The organism is Bacillus sp. PSXD-155 (genome assembly GCF_049310765.1).
Taxonomy (GTDB): domain Bacteria; phylum Bacillota; class Bacilli; order Bacillales; family Bacillaceae_G; genus Bacillus_A; species Bacillus_A cereus.
Genome location: NZ_JBMOWC010000010.1, coordinates 103,700 through 127,914 on the forward strand (window position 1 = coordinate 103,700; position 24,215 = coordinate 127,914).

The window sequence follows — 24,215 nt, forward strand, 5'->3', positions numbered from 1 at the left end:
TAAACATTGTATCTTATAATATCAGTCTAGAATTGGGAAAAAGTTAGTTATCTCTCCAGTATCATTTAAATAACCTCTGAACTTCAATCCATTTGAAGCAGTACCTTCAACAAGCCTACCATTTATTGTTCCCTTTTGCATTGCTTCTTTTCCCCACTGATATATCTTATCATCACTAATCATTGCTGGATCGTATATTGTTTTAGGCTCCTTAATATTTTTATACGAAACAGGTTCTGCAATATTTCCAGCCATATCTTTTCTAGGTATTTTGTATTCTATCTCATAAATCCCTTCAATTGAAGAATGTGATTTTTTAGATATAATTAAGTCTTCTACATCAACACCCTGATTTTTCAAAGCATTGTAAAATTCATCCATGTTATGCCCACCACTAACTCCTTTCTTAGTGCTTATATTCTCAACATTTTTCAAATGATTTTTAGCATTATCTCCAAATTTAAAGTTATTAGCTCCAACCGTACCCTTAACAACCTTACTCTCCATATACTGATAAGCCTCTTTCAGAGAATACTGTCCTCCTCCTGAGACCTTTCCTACTCCAGCTATGGCGAAGCCTTTTCCCTCGCCTGGGATCCATTTGTATTCCAGTAATTTTTTTACTGCGTGCTGGATCTTTTCATTCCCCTGCAAGAAAGTTGTTTTTACGGTTGTGGCACCTTTGTTCCATAGATTGCCGATTTTGTCGGCAAATCCTTTTGCTGTGGAGGCTACAAAGTTTACGCCTTCTTTTACTTTGTGGCTGGCTGTTTTTATACCATCGACAGCTGCTTTTCCAGCTTTTCCAGCCACCATTGATATTCCTTCGCCTAGCCCTTTTCCTGTTTTTACAATTGTCTTTCCGAAGCTAGAAGCGACATACTTTATTCCTTTTCCAGCAAGGCTCGCAACTTTCCTGACGGGAATAAAGTTTAAAAGGGTCCACCCTGCGGCGATGAGTCTTTCTTTTGTTGATGATTCTTCGCCTGTGATAGGGTCTTTACCAGTAACCGCTCGAATTGCATCATTAATTCCGATGAATTCAGCTGCTCCTTCTAATCTATTTTCTTATACTATTTGCTGAAACAACATATGTACTTATTATTTATTATACTATCCTCTCTTCTATCTTAAAATGCAAAAAGCACTTGTTGCCTCTCATAGACAATCAAGTGCTTTAAGTTCATATGTTTTTAAGTAGCATGAATTTGTAAGTTTTGCAGTAAAAAATGTGATACCTTTTGTATGTCATAAAAACTACTACTTTAAAACTTACGAATTTATACGAGTTCATTAGTTTCATATACAATCCATGTGTTTATATTCATCGCCTAGTAAAATGTCATCTCACCTAAGCTCGTACTTCGTTTTATATTCTCTCATTGCACACAGTACTCCATAATGGTACAACCATCATGAAGTACGTACTTTCTAACAGCCTATTCTTTTTCTTTTCACTGCAAATATACTTTATTTTTTACTCATCTACATATATGCTTAACCTCTTAAATTATTTATTATAAACTATTCATCCCACTCCTCATATACAACTGATCCTTTATAAATTAAAATTAAATTTCACTTCATCTATATCTCCATCGTACTCAAAATCATATAATCTAATAAAAGAATCATAGATTCTGCCAATTCTTCTCCATAGTGTTACAATAGGTATTATCTAAAATAAAAGAGACTACCTTTAAGTAATCTCTTGGTCTACAATGATTTATTCTTTCTATTTATTCAATCGGTCCCATAAACTGAGTAATTAAATAAATATGCTCAATCAATTTAACTTTTTGCAGATTCTCTACTTTTTCTGCCCCTCCTAATCCAAGAAGAGGAACATAACCAAAACACTCATTATAAGTTGGTATTCCGTAATTTTGGATAGCTACTGAATAAGGATTCCATTCCATGTCTTCTTCTAAATATTCTTCTTCCTCAAGAAACCTTAAAAATAGCTCAAATTTAGAAGCAATGACTTTTGATTTCCCTTTACGATAATTTAATTGAATAATATATGATTTATCACCATATTTCTCAAGCAAAAGGATATCCCCCATACTTGTTGTAAATAATGGTATTGTATTTTGGTGTCTAATATATGTTTCTTTGACAATTTCAAAATAATCTTCAGGATTAATTAACCTAAGAAATCCATTCAAGGTCGTTCCAAATCCATACTCTTTCCAAATATCAGTTAATGATTCAGGAAGTGTATTAGAATATTTTTCAATTATACTTTCAGGGACTTTTTGTTCCAGTTTAAATTCCTTCATTATTTTTAATTTATGCAATTTTTTTCCTCCTTTAATGTGTTAACTTGACATTCAAATAAGTATTTTTTAGTTGTTCTGATGTCATGTTTTTTGCTATTTCCTCGATTTGTTTATCAACAATTTTGATTCTAGTCCGCCATTGACTACCTATAGAGAAATTAACCCTCTTATCTCCCATCCCTCCTATTATTTCAGGTCTTCCACCCGCAACCTGATCTGGATTATGAAGTGCTGCTTGAGTTTTCATCCATTCATTCGCTTGCGTCTTTGCTTCTTTAAGTGTTAATCCTTGTTCAAATAACTCATCAATTTTATCTCTTAATGCTCTTTCTCTTGCTGCCTGCTGGTATGCATTTCCTTCTATTGCCCTACCTTTATCAATAAATCGATTTCGATTTTCCCGGTATTCATGTACGGTTAATTCATTCATACCTTTTTCTTGATCCTTTAACTGTCTTGCAAATTCTTCTGAATCGAATTTTGTTTTGTAGTTAAATTTCACTTCAATTTCTTTTATCCTAGGTATATCATCTAAATGCTTGACTTCACCCGTACCCTATGTTGTAATCTTAAACCCTCACAACAAAAAAACAAACCATGTAAACCTTATTAAACTACTTCTTTTTCTTCCACTACCGGCAACTCATAAGCTATTTTATATTTCATCATGCCATATACAATGTTTACAAGCCTTCTCATAATACATACCAATGCTTGTCCTTTTGTTTTTCCTTCTTTTAATTTCTTTTGGTAGTATGCATGAAACACTGGATTCCGTGGCTTCTTACTGCCTTTTGCTACTTGCACTTGCTGTACTGCTAAATTATAAAATAAAGCGTGTAGCGCCTTGTTTCCTTGTTTGCTTTTGTGTGTCTTACCTTTCCCACCAGAACCAAAGTAAACAGGCGCAATCCCCGCAAATCGTGCTAATTTGTTGGCATTTGGAAATCGCCTTACATCCCCAATTTCTGCAATTAATGCTGATGCCGTCACAAGTTCTATTCCCGGCATCGTTTCTAATTGATAAGCTAGTAGTTTTACTAGCTGTTTTAATTCTCTTTCGATGTATTTAATTTCTGTCTTTTTAAACTCAATATCCCGTACAATACTTCTTACTAAAAAGTCTCGTGTTTCTTGATATTCCTTCATTGTATGTCCATCTTCTTTTACAAGTTTTAATATTTCGCTTGCTTTCTTTACTGAACATGTATTGTTGCTAACATCTAATAAAAAAGCTGTTAATTGCTTTATATTTGCCCCCTCTAAACAAGAGGGTGACGGATATTGCTGCCAAAACGCTAATGCTGTTTTTCCATCTAACTCTGAGAAAAACTTTTTATAACTTGGATAATGGTGGTTTAATTGAATATGTAATTGGTTCTTTAATGCACTTTGTGCTTTTACTAATGCATTCCTTCTTGAAACCAATTGTTGTATCGACCAAAATAAATCTTTTGGCTTTGCATCTGGCAATTGATTAAATTTGTTTACCAATATGCGTGCTACACATTCCGCATCCCAACTATCACTTTTTTGTGTCGTCACATGGCTTTTTCGCTCTAAAAATGATAAAGCTGGATTTACTTCTTTCACTACTTGTTCATGATCTACTAAATATTTCGCTAACGCTCTTCCGTAACCACCAACATCTTCTAAACCAAATACAACTGATACCCCAGCACTCACATATGTCTCTACTTCTAATAAAAACTTCGAAAATGCAGATGGTTTATTCTCAAATTGTATTTCTCCTAGTTTCTCTTGCCAACAATTAATAATAACAGCCGTATGATGCTCCTTATGTAACTCTACTCCTACATACAAATAGTTCTGTCTATTATGCATAACTCATCCCTCTATTCAATGATTTAGTCATATATAAAAATGTCGGCAACCTTAGTTCGAGCGTTCATCTTCCGATGCGCATAGGTACGCAAGCCTATCCATTTTTCATAACTCTAGTAGTATGTATAGTAAAATGAGCTAATTTTTTAAGTGAATTTATAAAATAATTGCTGGATGTTTCCCAATTGTTTGTATTTGCCCGTATGTATATACCCCTCGATAAAAGTTCTCTCGGTCTAACATACGTTTCACTTGCACTTTCGTAAACAACTTTCCTTTCTCAGTACAATACCCTTCCCTATTTAGTCGTTCTGCCAATTGAGTCAGCGACCAATGTTTAAAAAAGTGTCTTAACTCAAATAGTCTACGTACAACCACTGCTTTCTCCGTATCTACTTCTAACACTTTTTGTCCTTTCTTTACTCTATAACCAAACATCACACCGCCCCCCGCATATCCACCTTGTTCTGCTTTCTGCTTTCTTCTTTCTACCTCGACTTAGCTTTAATGCAATCTCAAGACGTTGATATTGATCTAATAGCTCTAACATACCATTTACTAAAAAGTCATTTGGGTCATGCGTGTATATACTATAATTTGGTTGTTCAATTGCTTTCACATCTACCTCATATTTCTTTAGCTCTCGTTGTATTAACACTTTTGCCATGTCTGAGCGCCATAAACGAGATGTATTTAGTACAACAACTTGACTCACTTGTTGCTACGCCATATCCGACAATAGCTCTTCTAATCCCTCACGTTCAACTGTTAATCCATCTTCATCTACTTTCGCTCCGCTGATTCCTTAATCTTCGTATATGTGAAGCAGTTGTAGTTTATTTTCGATGCAGTACCCTTCAATTTCTTCTACTTGATACGTTAGGCTATACCCTTCACGCACTTGTCCTTCCGTTGAAACTCGTACATAACCAACTACTTTCTCTCCCATATTGAGCCCCTTCCCGTTACAGCAATTAAAGTCCCTGTAACGTTTACCCGTTTTTTGCGGATAACGTATGCATAACGTCCATCCGTTAAAACGTACTTTACGATGACTTCAAAAAATAACACAACCCTTTATTTTTTCCTCTACTATCGTCGTACACTGTACATAGCCATTACAATCTATAAAACAACAATAAAAATTTAACACTTAATGCACTTATAAAATTATAATGCTCTTTTAAATTTCTATGCTAAAACGCAAAAAAGCACTTATTGCCTTTAATTGACAATCAAGTGCTTTAAATTCATATGTTTTTAAGTAGCATAAATTTGTAAGTTTTGTAGTACAAGTATGACACCTTTTACATGTCGCAACAAGTGTTACGTTAAAACTTACGAGTTTGTACGAGTTCATTAGTTTAATATACATTCCATATGTCTATATTCATCGCCATGTAAAATGTCATCTCGCCTAAGCTCATACTTCCTTTTCTATTCTATCATTGCACATAGTACTCCATGATGGTACAACCATCATGGAGTACGTATTCTCAAACACCCTATTATTTTTTCTATCCACTTCACATGTACTTTATTTTCCATTCGTATATGTGCTAATGTATATTTAAACTTTAACACCACGAGCTTTTTTATTTTCTTATGTAAAGTATATATCAAGTAGTAAGTGTAGTTGCAATACTTATAAAGTCATTGTAACCAATCCCATGCACTTTTCTTTTTACTATAAGCTTTTGATTTTAACATAAAATTATAAAAACCTTGAGAGGCATATAGCCCATCAAGGTTTCAAATTAATATAAGATTAACGCTCTTCACTATTCAGCAGTTTATTCAAATTTCAATCAAAAAATTACTATTGTAAGTAACTAGTAGAAGTAATATAATCAAAATCCTCAAAAGAGTTAACTAGGTTCTCGTACTCAAAATTGTAAATTAAAATAACAGCGTTATATAACTTATTTACGTTAACATATCCTCTAATTTTAGGTAGTATAATTTCCTCATATGAACACCCCTCTAATAAAGCAGAGATATTATCACTCTTTTCTTCTAATACCGCTTTTTCAATAAAATCCTCATCTGTTTCATCCATATCAATATTGAAATCTACAAAAAATTTAGAAGGTACAGACTCTCCGTCTTCATCGTATGTTAAATTGACGTATTTCTCTAACTGGTTTTGTGTTTTAATATTACCTAACCATATTGAAACCATTCCTTGCTTTTCCATAAATAACACACCCCTATTTTAATCTTAATCCTTCTGGCAATGATGAAATTCCACCCTCTAATCTATAGTAAGCCCAATTATTAAGTCTTCTAATAAATGTGTTATAGTCATTTGATGTATCAATAATTGCCAATAATTCATTATGTGCTTTTGTAGAACCTAATCCCCCATGAACGCCTTTAGGATTTACAAATTTAACATCAGATATTGCTGTTCTTAAATCTTTAATTTTTTCAGCACTTATATCCCAAAACTTGAATTGTGGAGCCCTCGATACTAAATGCCATTCATGTAAACCACCAGGTTCTCTAAGCTGACGTTCAATTTTCTTTCTAATCTTTTTATCTTTCCATAATCCATCCAATTCTGCACTAGAAAGAGAATTAAAGAAATCATTAAATTTGCCACTTTTTGCAGTCGGGATATCTTCTGTAGTTAATTTAGATATATTCTCTATCTTACTACCTTCACCCGTACCCTTAACAACCTTACTCTCCATATACTGATAAGCCTCTTTCAGAGAATACTGTCCTCCTGAGACATTTCCTACTCCAGCCATGGCGAAGCCTTTTCCCTCGCCTGGGATCCATTTGTATTCCAGTAATTTTTTTACTGCGTGCTGGATCTTTTCATTCCCCTGCAAGAAAGTTGTTTTTACGGTTGTGGCACCTTTGTTCCATAGATTGCCGATTTTGTCGGCAAATCCTTTTGCTGTGGAGGCTACAAAGTTTACACCCTCTTTTACTTTGTGGCTGGCTGTTTTTATGCCATCGACAGCTGCTTTTCCAGCTTTTCCAGCCACCATTGATATTCCTTCGCCTAGCCCTTTTCCTGCTTTTACAATCGTCTTCCCAAAGCTAGAAGCGACATACTTTATTCCTTTTCCAGCAAGACTTGCCACTTTTCCAACAGGAACAAAGTTTAGGAGCGTCCATCCTGCGGCGATGAGTCTTTCTTTTGATGATAATTCTTTTCCTGTAATAGGGTCTTTACCGGTAACTGCACGAATTGCATCATTTACTCCAATGAATTCAGCTGCTCCTTCTATTCCCTTTTCCCACCATGATTTTTCATGTTTCTTTTCTTTTTTATGGGTTTCTTTCAATTTTTCATTTTGTTTCTTTTGATATTCTTCATCTGCTTGACGAAACTTTTGAGCGATACGCCGTAATTCTTTTTCTGTAACTTGTAAGTTACGTATGTAAGATTCCATGAGTCTCATTGATCTCATATATTCCCCATAAAAATGCTGACTCGTTGCTCCTTGCCATTGCATTTGAATACTAAACATAGATTGATTGAGATTTTATTGTATGGTCTGGCTGTGTGTTTGCATCTCTGATATGTTTTTGGCAATTTGTTCGAGTTGTTCAGGTTTGACCTTAATTTCCAAACCTTCTCCCACCTTCCTCTATTTTATACCAAAAAGAAATAGAACTGCATCAATTTTTACTTATTCCCTTTAGAAAAAACATCAAAAATACTGTTATCACAAATCGCTTCAATTTCTTCCTTTACAAATAATTTTTGAAATTTTGTTCCTGGGTTTAATATTACATTTGCCTCTAAATCTATCGTCTTTAATAATTCAATGGCATTCATAGAGACATACGGACATTCTTCTGGAATAACCATTTCTAAATGTTTCAAATCAGAATACAGTGGTAACATTAATCCTTCTTCCATTTCAAAATAATGAATTTGCAATTGTGTATTATCAGTTGAAATCAAATTCCCTTCTTCATCTACAGTTGTATCTCCTTCTACAGAAGCAACAACGTACAAATTTGATTTCTGTAATATCTCATAGAAACGAACTCTTTTTTCTTCATTCTGTAAAGCTTCCACTAACGCCTCATCTAATGGACAAATTTCTAGTAAACTCATTAACTTTCACTCCTTATTTGGAATAAAATTCGCCATCTTACTTGAAATAAGATGGCGAACTTATTATCTACTTATTTTTGAGCATCCATAGCTTTTACTTTTTCTAAATTCTCCATTGCTTTTTGGCGCAATTCTCCATCAATCGTTGTTGCATATTGTGGTCGAGTTAAAAACTCAAAACATTTATATGCATTATTGTTGTCATTTTTGTCTAAATACCCTTTACCTGTTTGTAACATTTTTTCAGAGACAACTTTCATAAATTCTTTTGCAGGTGCCTGCTGATATCCTAAGTTCATCGCTTGATGAGTTAGCTCAACTACTGATGCTAAATCTTCAATAGTGTTTATACGAGTAGCCTTTTTATTAGCAGCATCAAATGTACTTAAATATTCAATGGCAACTTTTGCTTTATCTTTCACTCCAGTCATTTCAATCCCCGGTGTTTTATAAAGAATTTGATAGATTTCTAAAGCTGATAGGTAATTACTCTTTTCAATTTTCCCCCCTTCTTTTAATACGCGATTTGCGACATCCGAAAATCCTTTTTTATCATTAACCCCACGATAGGAAGCTTGTCCATAATAGTGTAAAGCTTCGTAAAGCTTTCCGTTCTGATTCGCTTTTGTATTTGCTACTTCTATTAGTTGGATTCCCTCCATCTTTTTCGACGCATTGTCAATAACACTCATACCAACGATTTTTTCAATTGTTTTATCGATATCTTTCAACTGTGCCAATAATGTATACGATGGAAGTACAGTTTTCTCAGCCTTTTCTTGCCAATCTGGTGTTCCATTGATTTGCTCCCATTCGACTTCTGTTTTTTCCCATAGTTTATTTGCATAATTCACCATTTCTTCTCTGGAGCGCTCCAATGGATGGTTTGTGCGAATTGCATTGGCAATATTCAATACAGCTGTATAATATTCTCCTTTATTTGCAGCCTCATTTGCTTTTCTTTCAAACATAAGTGGCATTAACATTTTATTTGCTTCATCTCGAACAGATTGTTCTACCCTTGCCGTACTTGCTAATAGGTTTGCTTTCTTTAAGGCATCTTCCACTGAAAGTTCAGGGTCTTTCATCTGTCCTCTAAGTCCATCTACAGCTATACTAAATTGCTGATTTAATTTTTCTTTTGGTTGATCTTTTGCGACATCAATCCATTGATTTGCTAATAGTAAAGCATTTTCATAGTTTAGACTTTCAGGATTTAAATATGTTTCAATTTGCTCAATCGCTTGATTGATCGGATTTGGTTTTTCCGGTTTTTCCGGTTTTTCTGGTTTTTCTGGTTTTTCTGGTTTCATTTGACCATCTGTATCATTGCTATTTGTGTCTTTATGATTTACTTCTTTCATATTTTCTTTGTTGTTTTTATTAGCTTCAATTAATTGATCTTTTTGCTCTTTCTCACTAGCTATTTTTGACGCCCCAGTTTTATTCGTATTATCTTCTTTAACCGCTTGTCCTCCATTACTGCTAGTTGCAGTTGCTTTCTCTGGATTTACGTTTTCTTTTGTATCATTTTTAGATGTCACTACTGGTGTTTCAATGTTAATATTTTTTAATTCTTCTTGTAATAGTTTGTAGAAAATCTTTTCTACACGTTGATTTACAGCCTCTACTAATTTAGGATCCACACTTTCAAGCACCGAAGTAACTAAGTAATATTTACTTAAAGATTGTTCTAAAGAAACTATATCATTTGGGTTATTTAACCAAACATTCTCCTCTTGTACAGCCTTATCGTATACTAACTTTGCGACAGATTGAATATACTCTTTCTTATTTTCATTTAAATATGCTTGTAACTCTTGTTGTGTTTTATCCTTTTTCTTAAGTGTATTCATTTGGTTACGTAAATAAAATAATTCACTTTGATTCGAATAATTCTCCTTATTAGCTAAAATTTCTCCCAAATTGTCCAATGTTAATCTATCATCAGCAATTGTCTTTGCATTTGAAGATGTATTCAATTGAGATATAAGTGTTAACTCTTTATTTTCCTTGGAATATTCAGCCCTATTATTCAATGTATCAGAACTTTGTCCTTTATCATAATAATCATTGAAAAATACCGACGAGTACCTTTCTCCATTCCCAGCATACCACTCCACCAAAATATCTCCAGTTATTGGGGATACAGTAATTTGATCGTGTGGAACTGGTGGTTTTGGTTTTTCTGGTTCTTTGTCATCACCTGGTTTTGGCTTCTCTGGTTCTTTATCATCACCTGGTTTTGGTTTCTCTGGTTCTTTATCATCACCTGGTTTTGGTTTCTCTGGTTCTTTATCATCACCCGGTTTTGGTTTCTCTGGTTCTTTATCATCACCCGGTTTTGGTTTCTCTGGTTCTTTATCATCACCTGGTTTTGGCTTCTCTGGTTCTTTATCATCACCTGGTTTTGGCTTCTCTGGTTCTTTATCATCACCTGGTTTTGGTTTCTCTGGTTCTTTATCGCCACCTGGCGTCTTTCCATCACCCGGTGTTTTACCCGTATCCACCAAACTATCCGGCAAATTTTTACTCGGCTCCACCATAGGACCACCCATATTAGTTGGCAGTTCCGGCTTTTGTGGCGCTGGTGCATCTGATAATTTGATTAGTGGATCTTTCTTTTCCACCGACACATCATCTGGCTTATACGTCACTGGTGTAATTGGTGATTTATTATTTCCGATTAGGTCTGCTAAATTAACGTTTGGTTTTTCGCCAGGTTTGTCATCTTTTTTTGCAGGATCAGCAACTAAATTTGGGAACATAGATTGTAAATTGCTTCCTGTAATACGATCATCTTTTTTCTCTTCTGTATTACTTGCTAGTTTTACGGTTTCTCTTCCTGCTGTGCTAAATCCTTTGTCATACACAAGATATCCTGATGTTCCAAGTAAAGCTGCTGACATTACTGATATAGCAACTTTTTTCCCTAAATTATTATTGTTCTCTTCCATGCATTTTCCCCTTTTCCCATCTTTATTGAATCCAGCCGTTTGTTTTCATTTCTGTTAGTTTTTCTTGTGCTGCTCTTACTTCAGCTTCATTTTCATTTGCTTGTACTGTTTTTCTTAAGAAGCGGTTCGCTTCTTCATATTTTTTTTGTTTAATTTTGAACATCCCAAATGCAAAATTCACATGTGGATCTTCATCATTTTGCGAATATGCTTCTGCGAAAAATTTCTCGGCTTCATTTCCTTGTCCCACTTTATCGTATAAAATCCCTATATTCACAAGTGTATTTGTATCTCGGGTCCCACTGTTGACAACTCGATTATAAGCTTCTAATGCTTGTTGATACGCAGCATTACTTTTTCCACCATCTCGCGATTCGTAAAATTGACCAGCTTCATAATATACAATTCCTAGTTGATTTAGTAACTCTATATTTTTCATATCCTTTTGGATTGCAGCTTGTAATACTTGAGATGCTTGTTGATAATTCGCCTCTTTTTTCGCACTATCAATTAAATTTGTTTTATTCCAAAGCACATATAAGTTTGAAAGTTCAATTGTATATATAGCGTTCTTTGAATCTTGTGTAATAGCTTCTTTAAAGAACGATTCAGCTTTGTCTAACTGCACAGTTGCCGTAGCTAGTTGTCCTTTTAAATACGAAACAATCGCCTTATCTTCATTTGTTTTCGTGCTCATTTTGACGATAACGTCTTCCGCCTTTTCAAATTCTTTCATCTTCATATGACTTACAGCTAAATCTCTCATTGCATCTTTTTTATACGGTTCAATTCCTTTTGCATTATTCGCTAATGCTTGTTCGAAATTCGGAACTGCTTCTTGATATTTTCCAATGCGGAAATTTGCTGAAGCTAATAAATAGGCAGCTTCATTATTTTCTTTATCAATTTCTCTATCCTTTATTAATTTGGTAATATAGTCGATTGCAATTTTATTCTTTCCTTCAGCAACGTAAATTGTTGCTAATTGAAGATGCGCTTCGTCTTTTCCTTTCACTGCAATTGCATGACCAACAGCCTCTTCTGCAAGTTTATATTTTTTATCATGATAGGCTTGCCTTGCTTGTTCCATAAAGTGTTGATATTTAGCATTCGTTGTATAGAAGTAATACGCCGTAGCACCACCTATAACGACAATTGTAATTGAACCAATGATCAAAATACGTTTTTTATTTTTGCTCCACCATTTTGAAAAGGCAGACGGTTCTTTTTGTTCATGCGTTAATGTAAGAGGTTGATTCGATGCTTTTGCATTTAAAATTTCATCATCTATATCATATTCAACTTGTTTTTTTGTTTGTTTTCGGCTCTGTAGAATGCTATTTGGAACTGTAATTGTAGCTGCTGCTTCCGTAAATGATGTTTCTTGTTCTTCTTTTATCTCCTCAATAATGCTTTCAATTTCCTTTTTTAACGCATGATCAATGTTTGGAAATTGTACGATTCGTGAATAGACGAAACAAGCAAATTCTGCATTGTTTTCTCTCTCCAATTCAGTAGCTAGTTCCAAATAACTTTGTAGCACCTTTTTTGAGTTTATTCCAGGCTCTTGACTCTCTATTGTTTGAATGATATATGCGAGTTCTTGTTTTAGAGCAGTTGATGGATTAAGTGAATTGAAAATTGTTTTATATTCATATAATGCCGCTTGCTTAAATCCTCTCTCTTCTAATAATCTTGCAATTTCCAAACATTTCGATACAAAAAGAGACTGTTCTTGTTCTGACTGCTTTTCTGTATCAATTTTTATTATCTCTCTTGCACTATTAAATGCATCGTGCCATTGTGCAAAGCTTGGACATTCTGCAAAAGTTTTACTATTCCATGCCTGCTTAAATAACTGTGCAATTTCCCCATTCCATTGATTATGTAATACTTGCTGAAGTAATGCATATCTTTCACATTCTGTCTGCATTTCTTCCGTTTTAAAGTAACTTGCATCAGTCCATTTTTTATTTCGAACTTCTTCACTACACCAACTTAATATTTCTCCTAATAATATAGCACCAGCAAATCGATCGGCTTCTTTTTGCCATACTCCACTTGTCAAATACTTTGGTGCGTAACCCGCTGAACCTGCTGGCAATAATGAAGGTCTTTTCGTTTTTGGGCCATACATTTGCTCAACATCAACAAGCTCAATACGGTGTTGACCTTCAATAGGATTTTCACTTAGAAAAGGTATTAGTACGTTACTAGATGACAAGTCATTATGAGCAATCTCATTTTCTTCCATTATCTTAAGTGTTGTTAGAAATGCCTCTGCAATAAAAAAACATTGTTGCTTTGATAGCATTCGTTGCTCTTGTAAAATATCAGCCCAAGTTGGCCCTTCAATCCAAGGCATCACAATACTATTCGCAAGATCTTCTGACTTTTCAATTACAGATGTATGTTCTTCTTTTGTAACAATGTAGCGTGAACATACTTTAAGACCCGCTAAGGAAGAAAGTGGTTTCAAAAATACTAATTGATGTTTTTCATCACGATAGCGTTCCTTAAAAACTTTTAATGCTATTCGTTCTACACTATTTTCATGTTGTAGCTGATATACCGTTCCTTGTCTACCTTCTTGCCCATATGGCATATCAATTCCCATAACTGCTGGATGCTTTGAAAAATGATACGCATCTTTATTTAAAATAATTTTTTCTCCTACTTCTGGCCTGAATCCCATTTTATCCCCTTGCTCTCATATGACGATTTTTAAAGAAAAGACCAGGAACAATAGCTCCTGGTCTTTTGCAATTGTTCTGCTATTAATATGAGCTATCCGCGTTACGGAAGTTAGTAGCAATGTTTTTCAAATCAGTAGAAATATGTTCTAGAATCGGAATGTATTTTTGCATTTCTTGTCTAGCACTTTCAAAGTTCGCTCTGAACTTATCTTGTGTTGCCCCAGACCATTGTCCCTCTAAACTCTGAATTTCATTTCCTAGGTTATTGATTTGTTGTTGAGCTTCAGCTGCTGCGTTTGTAAAGCGTCCAGCGATTTGATCAAGTTGTTCAGGTGTAATTTTAATTTCTGCCATTCTGCTTTTCCCCTTTCAATCTATTAATATCATAACAATTAGATTATAAACTATATTCACACTATTTTTAAAGGGTTAGTTTACAAAAAAATAGTATTTTTTTGCAAATTACCCCAGTTTTATATTTTTTCTGTCGATTCTAACCATTTTCTAGCAATCTTTTTTGTTAAATCATGTAGTAAATGTAGTGGTGTAAAAGCACATTTTACTTTCATAGGTTTCCTGCGTACAAAATATCCTTCCCCACTCTGGAATTCTTGATCCATTTCCGTATGCTTGAGCTTTATATTAAAGAAATACACATCATTATTTTGCGTAGTGCCTAATAAATAACTACAGCTTCGTTTTCTGATTTCCGCAAACCATTTTTCATGTGAATAATTAGTTACACTTGAAGTTGTAGCAGCTGCAACAAAATGGATCCCTTTATTTCTTCCATTTTGAACAATTTGCTCTATTTTATTTTTCGCATCAAAATCAGTAGATAATAACGCCAGCATTTGATCAATATCATCAATAACAATAATAATCCTTGAATATGGAAATTTCATTTTTTCATTTGGATTTAAAGACGGCATGACCACTTCTCTGTTATTTATTACTTCTAGCAGCTCATCTAACATTTCTTTTAATTGCATTCCATCTGTAATTCGCTTTTTAACATGTGGTAATTCTCCAAGAGCCAAAATACCCGTTGTTTTTTCACTTAAATCAATCATGAATAATTCAATTTCTTCAGGTGCATGTTGATAGGTAAGAGAAAAAATTAGTGTTTGTAATAAAGATGTCTTACCACCTTCAATTCTTCCTCCAATGAAAATATTTGTCATTTCCTCCAATGAAAAGTTTTGCAAGCGAATATCTTCTGTTTCGATACCTACACAAATTTGTGACGATTCTGATTGCTCTAGCATGTCTTCAATAAACAACTGTTTCGGAACCATTGGAATTGATTTTGCTTTCTCTCCAGTCCATGCTCCATTCATTTTTTGAATAATTGTTTTTAATTGCTTAGAATATTCCAATTCATTTTCTCCAATGAAAGGCAATGCTGCTTGGAATAGTTCTGGGGGCTGCCCTTTCGCTAAACCACGTCCAGATGGTACATCAATTAATGGGAAGTTTGGTCTTCCAACTAAACTATAATATTCTGTTCTATCTTGTAATTCAAACGAAATTGCCATCGGAATATTGTTACGAACACGGTCAAACATATCAGTTGTTTGGTTGAGTGATAAATGAAAAGAAATACCGTACGTACTTGATTCACGTAATAATTGCTCTAAAATTTCATTTTCCTTCTCATACTCACTACGGAACCTAATATAACCATCTATCATTACGACAATAGCTGGAATCTTTGTTTCTACCATTCGGTTATACATCGCGAAAGATTTTGCTCCCCTATCAGAAAAACATTCTTTTCGATATGTGACTTCCTTCTTCAAAAAGCTAAACAACCGTTTCATTTTTTCAACTTCGTCTTCTTGTACAATTCCACCCACATGTGGTAAATCTCTAAAGTCTAAAAACATGCGACCAAAATCAACTACATAGAAGTTTACTTCCTCTGGTGTATGAGACAATGCCAGAGACATAATAATTGTTTGTAATAGAGTCGTTTTTCCTGTACCTGGCATACCGTAAATATTTAAATGCCCCTCTTGAACATCTAATTTCAAAGGATACTGCGCTTGATTTGCCACATCGTCGATTAGTCCTACCGTTAACTGCAATTTATCTTCTCTTTGCTTCCATACATCCGCATTCCAATTCTCTATTTCATAGAATTGATTTAATAATAGTTTCTCTGGTAAAGGTGCTAACCAAGGTCCTGGCAACGCTGTAATATTTTCTTTTTCGGATACGTTCTGTACATATTGAATAAAAGCTTGTAATTGCTTTGGACTATTTGTCATTGGTTTTGGACGCTTTTTCACTTTTATTCTTTCACCCGAGAGCTTAACTTCTGTAAAATCAACAATATCAAGAACTTTCTCTTCATCTGGATTATAAGGTGCTCCGCTCCATGCTGATTGGAATAATTCCAATACTTCATTGCTACCAACTTGGAGATACCCTCGTCCTGGTACATTGATTTTTGATGCATCTGGAATCTTTAACATTTCACGACTATCCGCATCATCTTGGACACGTAAACAAATTCGAAAACGCGAGTTACTCCAAATCTTGTCATTTACAACCCCCGAAGGTTTTTGGGTTGCTAATAATAAGTGAACTCCTAATGTCCTTCCTATTGCAGCGACACTAATTAGCTCGTCCATAAATTCTGGTTGTTCCTTTTTCATTTGAGCAAACTCATCAATGACAATAAATAAATGTGGCAAAGGTTCTTTTTCACGCCAGCTTGTTTCATAATATTCATCTAAATGTTGAACATTCCCAGCCTGAATAAACAATTTTTGTCTTCTCTCTAATTCCGCCTTTAATGATATTCTTGCACGCTCAATTAAGTTCGGATCTTCTAAGTTTGTAATAGATGCGATAATATGTGGTAATCCTGCAAATGTGTTTGACATTCCGCCACCCTTATAATCGATAAGCATAAATGCCATCTCATGAGGGTGATAGGTAGCCGCTAATGCGGCTATAATAGACTGAATCACTTCACTTTTCCCTGAACCTGTTGTACCAGCCATTAAACCATGCGGACCATGTCCTTTCTTCTCAATTTTATCGTGAATATTTAGAAACACAGGTTTACTTCCTTCTCTTACACCGATTGGAACCGGCAATGAAGTCGGATATCGATTTTTATCCCATCTCTCTAGCACTTGTAACTCTTCCATTTTTTTCACTTGAAACAAATCTAAAAAAGTTAATACTTTCGGTATGTTAGCCGCTGTAGAACTTTTCATTCGAATAGGAGCAATACTTCGCGCACCTGATTCACATCGTTCGAATGAAAGTCGGTCTACTTTAAAACTAGCACGCGTTGTCCCGCTATTTTCAGCTGAGCTTGAAAATGTTTCTACTAACTCACCATTTTCTCCGTTTAAGCTAATAACAAGATCACATTCCATCGGCAATCGTTCTCTCTGTTCTGCAAATATAAACGTAGATGCTCCGACACTTTCTCCTTCTCTAAGTAACATTGGAATTAGAGGATCATCCTCTAAAAACTCTCTCGCAGATAAGAAAAATACATACATTGGGATTAAAGGTATTTTCGCATCCGCCTGTGCAGAGGAATTATAAATTCTACGCATATTAAGTGGTGTGAACAACGCTTCAGCTAATTTCTGAGCGTCTTGTTGATTTTCAGATAGAAAACGCATACTCCTCTGCTCATCCCATACATGAGGAAGCCATCTCATCCAATCCCATTGTTTTTTCTCCTTCTCATGATAAAAGGCTGCTATTTTCACTTCATTTGGCGCATGATGTGTCATAATTTGCGTCGTTACAATTCGAATAAAGTTCAACCTATCCTCTTTATTTCCAACTACACCAATTACATCATTTTTTTTCAAAGATATTGAAATATGTCCATTAGGAATTGTAGTAAAATCCCTTTTGACATTTTGTGCTTCTGTAACTAATGGATTTTCTTCGTAGCCTTTCTGCTCAGGCACTTTCAACTCTACAAGGAATGGCCTTTCCCCCGTTCCAATACGAATATCTAAAAAATCTGGGCTTTCGGGTGTTCGCTCCCATAAGTTACTTTCTTGATTTTCAATTCTTTGCACACTTTTTAATGGACTTGGATTTTGTGTAATTAAATACTTTGCTTGTTCAACCTTTAACGTATCTAATTCCACTCGACGCTTTTGAATTTGCTCTAAGTATCTTGTTTGTAATTGTTCAACCATTTGACGATGTTCTTTCTTTCTACGTAAATGCCCCATCGATGTAAATATATATGACCCTAACATAGGAATACTAGAAACCATCATAAGAGGCATATAGCTTGAATTCATTTTCATAACCTTCATCATCACAAAGTATAATACTAGCGTCAAAATTGTCATCGCCGCTGGCAATATCATCGTTTCAATTGAAAATTTCGGCTCCTCCGGTATATTCGGTGGATCATGAATAATAACATTCCCTGTTGGTATATCTACTTTCACACGCGGAGAGCGTTGAAAATACGGTGATTTTTGCACAAAACATTTCTCCTTCCCCATCCAAAAACTATTACTCAATGATTTTCCATACATAATCTTCTTCACTAGAAGACATATCTTGTTTAACAGGTTCATTATAAACTTCTTCTGCTGGCATCATTTCAAAAGAAGGGATAATTGCTCCTTTTTTATGTAGCATTACATATTGTCCGTCCCACACATCATTATCGCGTAACGTTTCATCATTTCGAATAGAATGCCACTCTTCTTTATCTTTTGCCACTCTAATTTCATAGATCTCGCTTAATGCTTCATCTATTTTTTCATGATGTAAAATCGCTTCAATAATTTGCACCACTTTTACGTCATTTGGAATTGCAATATCAATTTCTTCATTTGACTGTTTTATGTATGTCACAATAATCTCTTCCACATTTATTCACCTTTTTCTCCATCATGTTTGTTACCAAGAAACATCTAAAAATGAAATATCATCGCTTGTCGGAGAGTTCTGTGCCCTCTCAATTTCTTTTAACACTTCCTCAAAATTATACTGCATAAGCGGCACAAGTCCGTCTGAGTGAATAACTATCCGATTAGCTTCTTGCCTAGATAATGCCTTTGAAAAAACCGCCAATTCCCCACCAATAATGCCTCGCTGTGTAGACCATCTTTTCTCTATATTTCTATTAAACTTCATTATATTCGAACAATTCTCCTTATCTTGAAACAATTGTACAAATGAATCACCATGTGTAACTATCGTTATTTGTACTTTATCTTGATTTGGAATGAGTTCTATTTTCCCGCCAATAAACATCGTTTCACTACCTTTTGTTCGCTTTTCTTCCAAAACATCAAGTAGTAACCACGGTGTTTCTTCTGGCAAGCGAAATGCACTCACTTCCTCTGAAGCTTCTTCTATCCAATTATTTAACTGTTCATTTAATAATGTAGCAATATCCAGTCCACTTTCTTGACATGTATCAAACAAGTTTACTAACTTCATACCAAGAAATTTCGCAGCGATTTCACCATGAAAAGACATTCCTACACCATCACATAATGCAAAGGTAACACTAGTCCCATTATCTTGAAATATAAGAAAATCTTGTCCACTCTCATTTAAGTCTTGCGTTTCTTTAGCTCTTACGTAACTATATCGATATGTAAAATTTTCACCTTTCTTCTCTTGTAATACTGTTTCTTTTTCTTGCGACAGGATATACTTCACTATTTTTCTCCCTCCTATCGAACCGGCGTTGCAGCAGACATTTGAAATCCAAGTGATACTAAATCTGCATTTGTACCTGGAAACATCATCACTGCACCATCCCCAATATGAAAACCATACTCAGTCATCATCTCACGATAACTTTGAGGGATAGGAGAGGAAAGTCGTTGCAACTTTGCACCATATTCATCCGTAATTTCTGTATGTGGCATAATCCCTTCCCACTTCTTTATACTAGTAATTTGTTCTTGCATAATTTCATCCGAAATAAAGATATTTTCAATTAGTACATTTCCATCAGGTACAGACATATTCATAATTCTTCGCACAATTAATTCTGGATCTTCGCCAGTTGAAGCACCATCTGTCATATGACAAACAACAGGAGCTGGCCCATCTTGTAAATTCGGTAATTCCTTTTGCAATAACTTCTCCACTACAGAGAAAGCCTTTGCTGTATCAGTTAAACGATGCGTTTGAATTTTTTCTAGTGGACGTAGTCTTGCTACTTCATCTATTGTTTTCACCCCACCCAAAAGATCAAAAACTTGATCGCTATAAGCTAAAATAGATAACTTATATCTTGGAAGCAATCGACTACCTTTTGTCGAACGAAATACCATTTGGCGAATTGCTAAAGAAAGAGCATCCGTTACAATGTCAATTCTCCTTTTTTCTTCTCCCTCTACATCCATCATTTGATTCATTGATGCGCTTACATCAAGAAGATAGATTATATAAGCTGGTGTTTGTTGTGTTGCTTGAGTTTGATATAACATGTTTCATACCCTTCCATACATTATTATATGAACTTTTTTTATATTCACATTTCATTATAACTTATGAATTTTCTTTTTCTCAATTTATTATAAAATGTTCTCGATATAATTTACATATTTTCACACAAAAAGATATTTTTCTTCTCTTTAACTTATGTTTAAATATACAAAACCCTTCTATATTCATAGAAGGGTTTTAATATTATGGTATAAGACGAGTACAATCTCTCGGAAAAGCACTAGCCTCTCGTACATTTGTTAATTCTAATATTTTATATACAATCCTTTCTAACCCAATCCCGAAACCTCCATGCGGGGGACAACCGTATCGGAATGTATTTAAATAAGATTGAAATTTCTCTGGGTGTAATCCTTTTTCTTTAAACGAAGCGAGTAACATTTCATAATTATGAATTCGCTGTGCCCCTGACGTTATTTCTAGCCCTTTATATAATAAGTCGAATGAATCAGTAATAGCTGGATTCTCTTTATTTTGCATCGTATACATCGGTCTCGCTTCTTTCGGATAATGTGTAATGAAAACAAATTCACTATTATATGTTTCCTTTACATATTTCCCTAGTAACTTTTCACCTTCTGTATCTAAATCCCCTACAGGAGATTCTTTACGATACTTACTTTTCAAAATTTCTTGTGCTTCTAACAATGTAATTTTAGGTATTTCAGTAATAACAGGTACTTCTATTTGTAATAGTTGTAGTTCTATTTCACATTTTTTCGCTACTTGTTGAAACATATATCGTAAAACATCCGTTTCTAGTTGCATCACTTCATAAAAATCATGAATAAAACCAAGCTCTACGTCTAACGATATATATTCATTCAAATGACGGGAAGAATTATGATGTTCCGCTCTATATACAGGTGCAATTTCAAAAACTCGTTCTAAGCCACCCGCTACCATCATTTGCTTATAGAACTGTGGTGATTGTGCTAAATAAGCTTCTTTTTGGAAGTATGGAAGCTTAAAAACATTTGCTCCTCCTTCTGCCCCTTGTGAAACAATTTTCGGAGTAAATATACGTGTGAAATCGTTCTCTATTAGAAATTCACTAAAGCTCTGAACGAGTGTAGATTTCACTTTAAAAATCGCTGCAGTTCGCTCATGCCTTAATGATATTACCCGCTCATTAAGTAGTTGATCTAAGCCAACTTGTAACTTCTTTTTATTTATTTCAAATGGAAGTGGCTCTGCACCGTTTATTACTTTCACTTCATGAGCAAGTACTTCAATACCCAATTCCGTTTTCGACGTCTCGACTATCTCACCGATTACATGGACAACACTTTCTACATCAACTTTATATCCGGCCAATTCATTTTCTAATACACATTGAATTACTCCTGTTCTGTCCCGTAATAATAAAAAACTAACATTTCCAAGGTGCCGAATTTTTTTTACCCATCCTTGAAGTAATACAACCTTTCCACTTTGCTTTGTACATTCTTTTGTGAGTGAACGCTTCATTATTGAATCCATTATTTTTCCCTCCAGTAATTTTATATTTATTTACGTTATTGTTGTCATCGTCATCATCCACGGTCACTCACCCCCTTTCAAAGAATACAAAAATCCGCCCCTATAAATAGGGACGGATTTTTTTCCGCGGTACCACCCAAATTGTCATACTGACCATCTTAGCCCTGATAACGGTAGGTACCGTTTGCTTTTACTAATAATCACGTTCAAAGCAACACTCACAGGTGTCTTTCCATCATGCGGTATCGCAACCTTCCCAGCAACCGGCTGCTCTCTGTAGACCTTTGCACCATGTACTTTTCCTGATCATCACTTTTTATATTTACAGAGTATTCTAACTCTTCACCCTATAAAATGCAAGCACTTTTAAATATATTTTGATTTTTCACATCCAGTTTTGTACAATCTCCTCTAAAGCCATTCCACGTGAACCTTTCAGTAAAACAACATCTTTTTTCGTTATAACTTTCAATACTTCCTCTGCTATTTTGGCTTTATTATCAAATGACTTTATTTTTCCTGTATGATAGTTCTTTCTTGCTTCTTCCGCTACAATTTTGGCTAACTCTCCATACGTAAATACATATTGAATGCTCTCCTCATTTAACATTTCACCAATTTCTCTATGATATGTTTCAGCTTTCTTGCCTAACTCCAACATATCCCCAATCACTATAATTTTTTTCTTATAGGCATTTAATTTCTGCAACGTTTCAATTGCAGCCTTCATGGAGGAAGGACTGGCATTCCATGCATCGTTAATAATTGTAAAACCTGTTTTAGCGGTTAAAAACTGAAAGCGCATTTGTGTAATGTTTATTTGCTGCAATGCTTCTTGTATTTTTTCTATAGGGACTTTGTAAAATTGACCTACAGCGATTCCGACAATCGTATTAAAAATATTATGTTTTCCATGTAAGGGAACATCGTACTGTATTTTTGAATGATTTAATTTAAAATGAACACCATATTCATCTAATTGTACGTTCGTTGGAAACAAATCATTTGTATACTTTCCACCAAACGACTTACTTTCTATACCTAGCATATTAATATTTTGAGAAAGTAATGGCTCATCACCATTATATAAGAACAGTCCACCGTCATTTAATCCGTCTACAATTTCAAATTTAGCCTTCGCAATCTCTTCTCTTGATCCAAGCGTTTCTAAGTGTGACTGTCCAATCATTGTAATGATCGCTACATCTGGCTGTGCTATTTGTGCTAAGTTTCGAATTTGTCCCGTTTCGCTCATTCCCATTTCAAGTATTAAAAACTCTGTATCCTGTTTCATTTCTAAAATCGTTAGTGGTAAACCAATTTGACTATTTAAATTCCCCTTCGTTTTATGCACACGATAAGTTGTACTTAATATCGTGCTTATTATATCTTTTACCATTGTCTTTCCATTACTACCAGTAATTCCGATAACTTTCACATTACTTGTCTTTCGGTAATATCGCGCTATTTTTTGCAGTGCAAGTAATGTGTCATCTACAAAAATAATCGGTATTCCTTTTGGAGGATCACCGTAAGACTTTTTCCATAAAGAAGCAGCCGCACCTTTTTCCATCGCTTCTTTTACATAATCATGTCCATCTTTCACCCTAATAATCGGAACAAACAAATTCCCTTTCGTAATTTTTTTAGAGTCAATACAGACGCCTTGCATCTCTATATAATGAAATGATTCTTGTAATCCTTCACCATTTACTATCTCTTCCAATTTATTCAATTGTAGTTGAATCAAATCGTCACCTTTTTCCAATTTTTACATAAAACCCAATTTATTTACGCATATTAATAAAAAATTTTATAGCGAGGTGTGTATATGCAAAAAGCAATTAGTTTCTTTCTCCTATTGTTTTGCCTAATTGTAGTAAACGAAACATACGCCTATTCACCAAAATCTTTACCAATCTCTCAAAACTCTGATCAATGGCAAGTGAATATTGATAAACCGAAAAAAACAAACAAGAATATGCTTCAAGCTAAAAAAGATGAATTTCAAACATATCATTTTTCAGTAAAGAATGTTGGGAATAGTGAGGTATATAACGTAAACGTCGAAGTATTCCGCAACGAACCAAATAAGAAAACGAAATATGAACTCTTTTCCCTAAAGGAAAGTCGTTTAGCAAGTGGAAAAACTGGATTTGAACACGCTAATTTACCTGTTGCTACAAAAGCGGATGAGGTTGATGTTATTATTACATGGCAAGAACACCCATTCCGATCGATGCGAAATGGTCAAAAAGTTGAATCTAGAAAATTTAAAGAGCATTTTGTTTTTAAAGAAGCTAAAAAGTAAATGGGATCCGGATATATTCACACTAACATTGATATAGCTTTATTTACTAGTACCAGTTCGTAAGCAAATTAAAAAGTCGTG

The 24,215-nt window shown here is 34.5% G+C and carries 16 protein-coding genes, 3 pseudogenes and 1 other annotated feature; of the genes and pseudogenes, 1 reads left to right on the forward strand and 18 read right to left on the reverse strand.

The genetic code is table 11. The features are described 5' to 3' along the window. Positions 1-21 precede the first annotated feature (21 nt). The 18 genes and pseudogenes from ACO6VI_RS14065 to ACO6VI_RS14150 form a co-directional block, all read right to left on the reverse strand. A complete protein-coding gene (locus ACO6VI_RS14065) occupies positions 22-612 on the reverse strand; it encodes a CdiA family toxin C-terminal domain-containing protein (protein ID WP_043924782.1) in 591 nt (196 codons plus the stop codon). 330 nt (positions 613-942) lie between these two features. Further along, a pseudogene (locus ACO6VI_RS14070) lies at positions 943-1,038 on the reverse strand (pre-toxin TG domain-containing protein); the annotation flags it as partial. A gap of 701 nt (positions 1,039-1,739) precedes the next feature. Beyond that, positions 1,740-2,282, reverse strand: coding sequence for a T6SS immunity protein Tdi1 domain-containing protein (locus ACO6VI_RS14075; RefSeq protein ID WP_029948785.1), 543 nt, complete (start codon positions 2,280-2,282; stop codon positions 1,740-1,742). Positions 2,283-2,313: 31 nt separating this feature from the next. After that, positions 2,314-2,784 (reverse strand): polymorphic toxin type 15 domain-containing protein, encoded by a 471-nt coding sequence (locus ACO6VI_RS14080; protein ID WP_000671527.1) that lies wholly within the window; start codon positions 2,782-2,784, stop codon positions 2,314-2,316. 107 nt (positions 2,785-2,891) lie between these two features. Then, positions 2,892-4,127, reverse strand: a complete 1,236-nt coding sequence (locus ACO6VI_RS14085) for an IS110 family transposase (protein WP_422423514.1) — start codon at positions 4,125-4,127, stop codon at positions 2,892-2,894. Between the two features lie 156 nt (positions 4,128-4,283). Beyond that, a pseudogene (locus tag ACO6VI_RS14090) lies at positions 4,284-5,076 on the reverse strand (recombinase family protein). Positions 5,077-5,946: 870 nt separating this feature from the next. Continuing rightward, entirely contained in the window at positions 5,947-6,324 is a 378-nt protein-coding gene (locus ACO6VI_RS14095; RefSeq protein ID WP_000414798.1) for an immunity 22 family protein, read from the reverse strand. Between the two features lie 13 nt (positions 6,325-6,337). Further along, positions 6,338-7,717 (reverse strand): annotated as a pseudogene (locus ACO6VI_RS14100) (WXG100 family type VII secretion target). Between the two features lie 56 nt (positions 7,718-7,773). Then, complete coding sequence (locus ACO6VI_RS14105) at positions 7,774-8,211, reverse strand: SseB family protein (RefSeq protein ID WP_029438092.1); 438 nt, start codon at positions 8,209-8,211, stop codon at positions 7,774-7,776. Positions 8,212-8,282: 71 nt separating this feature from the next. After that, positions 8,283-11,168 (reverse strand): hypothetical protein, encoded by a 2,886-nt coding sequence (locus tag ACO6VI_RS14110; protein WP_063547147.1) that lies wholly within the window; start codon positions 11,166-11,168, stop codon positions 8,283-8,285. A gap of 22 nt (positions 11,169-11,190) precedes the next feature. Further along, the gene (locus ACO6VI_RS14115) at positions 11,191-13,863 is read right to left on the reverse strand and encodes a tetratricopeptide repeat protein (protein WP_000506911.1); all 2,673 of its coding nucleotides are present in this window, start codon (positions 13,861-13,863) and stop codon (positions 11,191-11,193) included. Between the two features lie 82 nt (positions 13,864-13,945). Beyond that, a complete protein-coding gene (locus tag ACO6VI_RS14120) occupies positions 13,946-14,218 on the reverse strand; it encodes a WXG100 family type VII secretion target (protein ID WP_000807833.1) in 273 nt (90 codons plus the stop codon). Between the two features lie 119 nt (positions 14,219-14,337). Continuing rightward, positions 14,338-18,348, reverse strand: coding sequence for a type VII secretion protein EssC (essC, locus tag ACO6VI_RS14125; RefSeq protein WP_063547146.1), 4,011 nt, complete (start codon positions 18,346-18,348; stop codon positions 14,338-14,340). 31 nt (positions 18,349-18,379) lie between these two features. Continuing rightward, entirely contained in the window at positions 18,380-18,742 is a 363-nt protein-coding gene (locus ACO6VI_RS14130) for an EsaB/YukD family protein (RefSeq protein ID WP_000391139.1), read from the reverse strand. Between the two features lie 30 nt (positions 18,743-18,772). Next, complete coding sequence (locus tag ACO6VI_RS14135) at positions 18,773-19,546, reverse strand: hypothetical protein (RefSeq protein WP_024927870.1); 774 nt, start codon at positions 19,544-19,546, stop codon at positions 18,773-18,775. An 11-nt stretch (positions 19,547-19,557) separates the two neighbouring features. Beyond that, positions 19,558-20,322 carry a vWA domain-containing protein gene (locus tag ACO6VI_RS14140; RefSeq protein WP_000966848.1) on the reverse strand — a complete coding sequence of 255 codons (765 nt, stop codon included), beginning with the start codon at positions 20,320-20,322 and terminating at the stop codon, positions 19,558-19,560. A gap of 202 nt (positions 20,323-20,524) precedes the next feature. Then, entirely contained in the window at positions 20,525-21,823 is a 1,299-nt protein-coding gene (gene aspS / locus ACO6VI_RS14145) for an aspartate--tRNA(Asn) ligase (protein WP_000377339.1), read from the reverse strand. Between the two features lie 105 nt (positions 21,824-21,928). Continuing rightward, positions 21,929-22,142: a binding site (T-box leader), on the reverse strand. A 66-nt stretch (positions 22,143-22,208) separates the two neighbouring features. After that, positions 22,209-23,573 (reverse strand): UDP-N-acetylmuramoyl-tripeptide--D-alanyl-D-alanine ligase, encoded by a 1,365-nt coding sequence (locus ACO6VI_RS14150; RefSeq protein WP_065483398.1) that lies wholly within the window; start codon positions 23,571-23,573, stop codon positions 22,209-22,211. Positions 23,574-23,654: 81 nt separating this feature from the next. On the opposite strand from ACO6VI_RS14150, the gene ACO6VI_RS14155 reads away from it, so the two are divergent. Then, on the forward strand, positions 23,655-24,134 hold the full coding sequence (locus ACO6VI_RS14155; RefSeq protein ID WP_001167912.1) for a hypothetical protein: 480 nt from the start codon (positions 23,655-23,657) through the stop codon (positions 24,132-24,134). Positions 24,135-24,215 lie beyond the last annotated feature (81 nt).

Excerpts from the sequence above, each read along its gene's own strand:
- ACO6VI_RS14075 (WP_029948785.1), bottom strand. The coding sequence starts at position 2,282 with ATGAAGGAATTTAAACTGGAACAAAAAGTCCCTGAAAGTATAATTGAA.
- ACO6VI_RS14085 (WP_422423514.1), bottom strand. The coding sequence starts at position 4,127 with ATGCATAATAGACAGAACTATTTGTATGTAGGAGTAGAGTTACATAAG.
- ACO6VI_RS14095 (WP_000414798.1), bottom strand. The coding sequence starts at position 6,324 with ATGGAAAAGCAAGGAATGGTTTCAATATGGTTAGGTAATATTAAAACA.
- ACO6VI_RS14105 (WP_029438092.1), bottom strand. The coding sequence starts at position 8,211 with ATGAGTTTACTAGAAATTTGTCCATTAGATGAGGCGTTAGTGGAAGCT.
- ACO6VI_RS14110 (WP_063547147.1), bottom strand. The coding sequence starts at position 11,168 with ATGGAAGAGAACAATAATAATTTAGGGAAAAAAGTTGCTATATCAGTA.
- ACO6VI_RS14115 (WP_000506911.1), bottom strand. The coding sequence starts at position 13,863 with ATGGGATTCAGGCCAGAAGTAGGAGAAAAAATTATTTTAAATAAAGAT.
- ACO6VI_RS14120 (WP_000807833.1), bottom strand. The coding sequence starts at position 14,218 with ATGGCAGAAATTAAAATTACACCTGAACAACTTGATCAAATCGCTGGA.
- ACO6VI_RS14140 (WP_000966848.1), bottom strand. The coding sequence starts at position 20,322 with ATGTTATATCAAACTCAAGCAACACAACAAACACCAGCTTATATAATC.
- aspS (WP_000377339.1), bottom strand. The coding sequence starts at position 21,823 with ATGGATTCAATAATGAAGCGTTCACTCACAAAAGAATGTACAAAGCAA.
- ACO6VI_RS14155 (WP_001167912.1), top strand. The coding sequence starts at position 23,655 with ATGCAAAAAGCAATTAGTTTCTTTCTCCTATTGTTTTGCCTAATTGTA.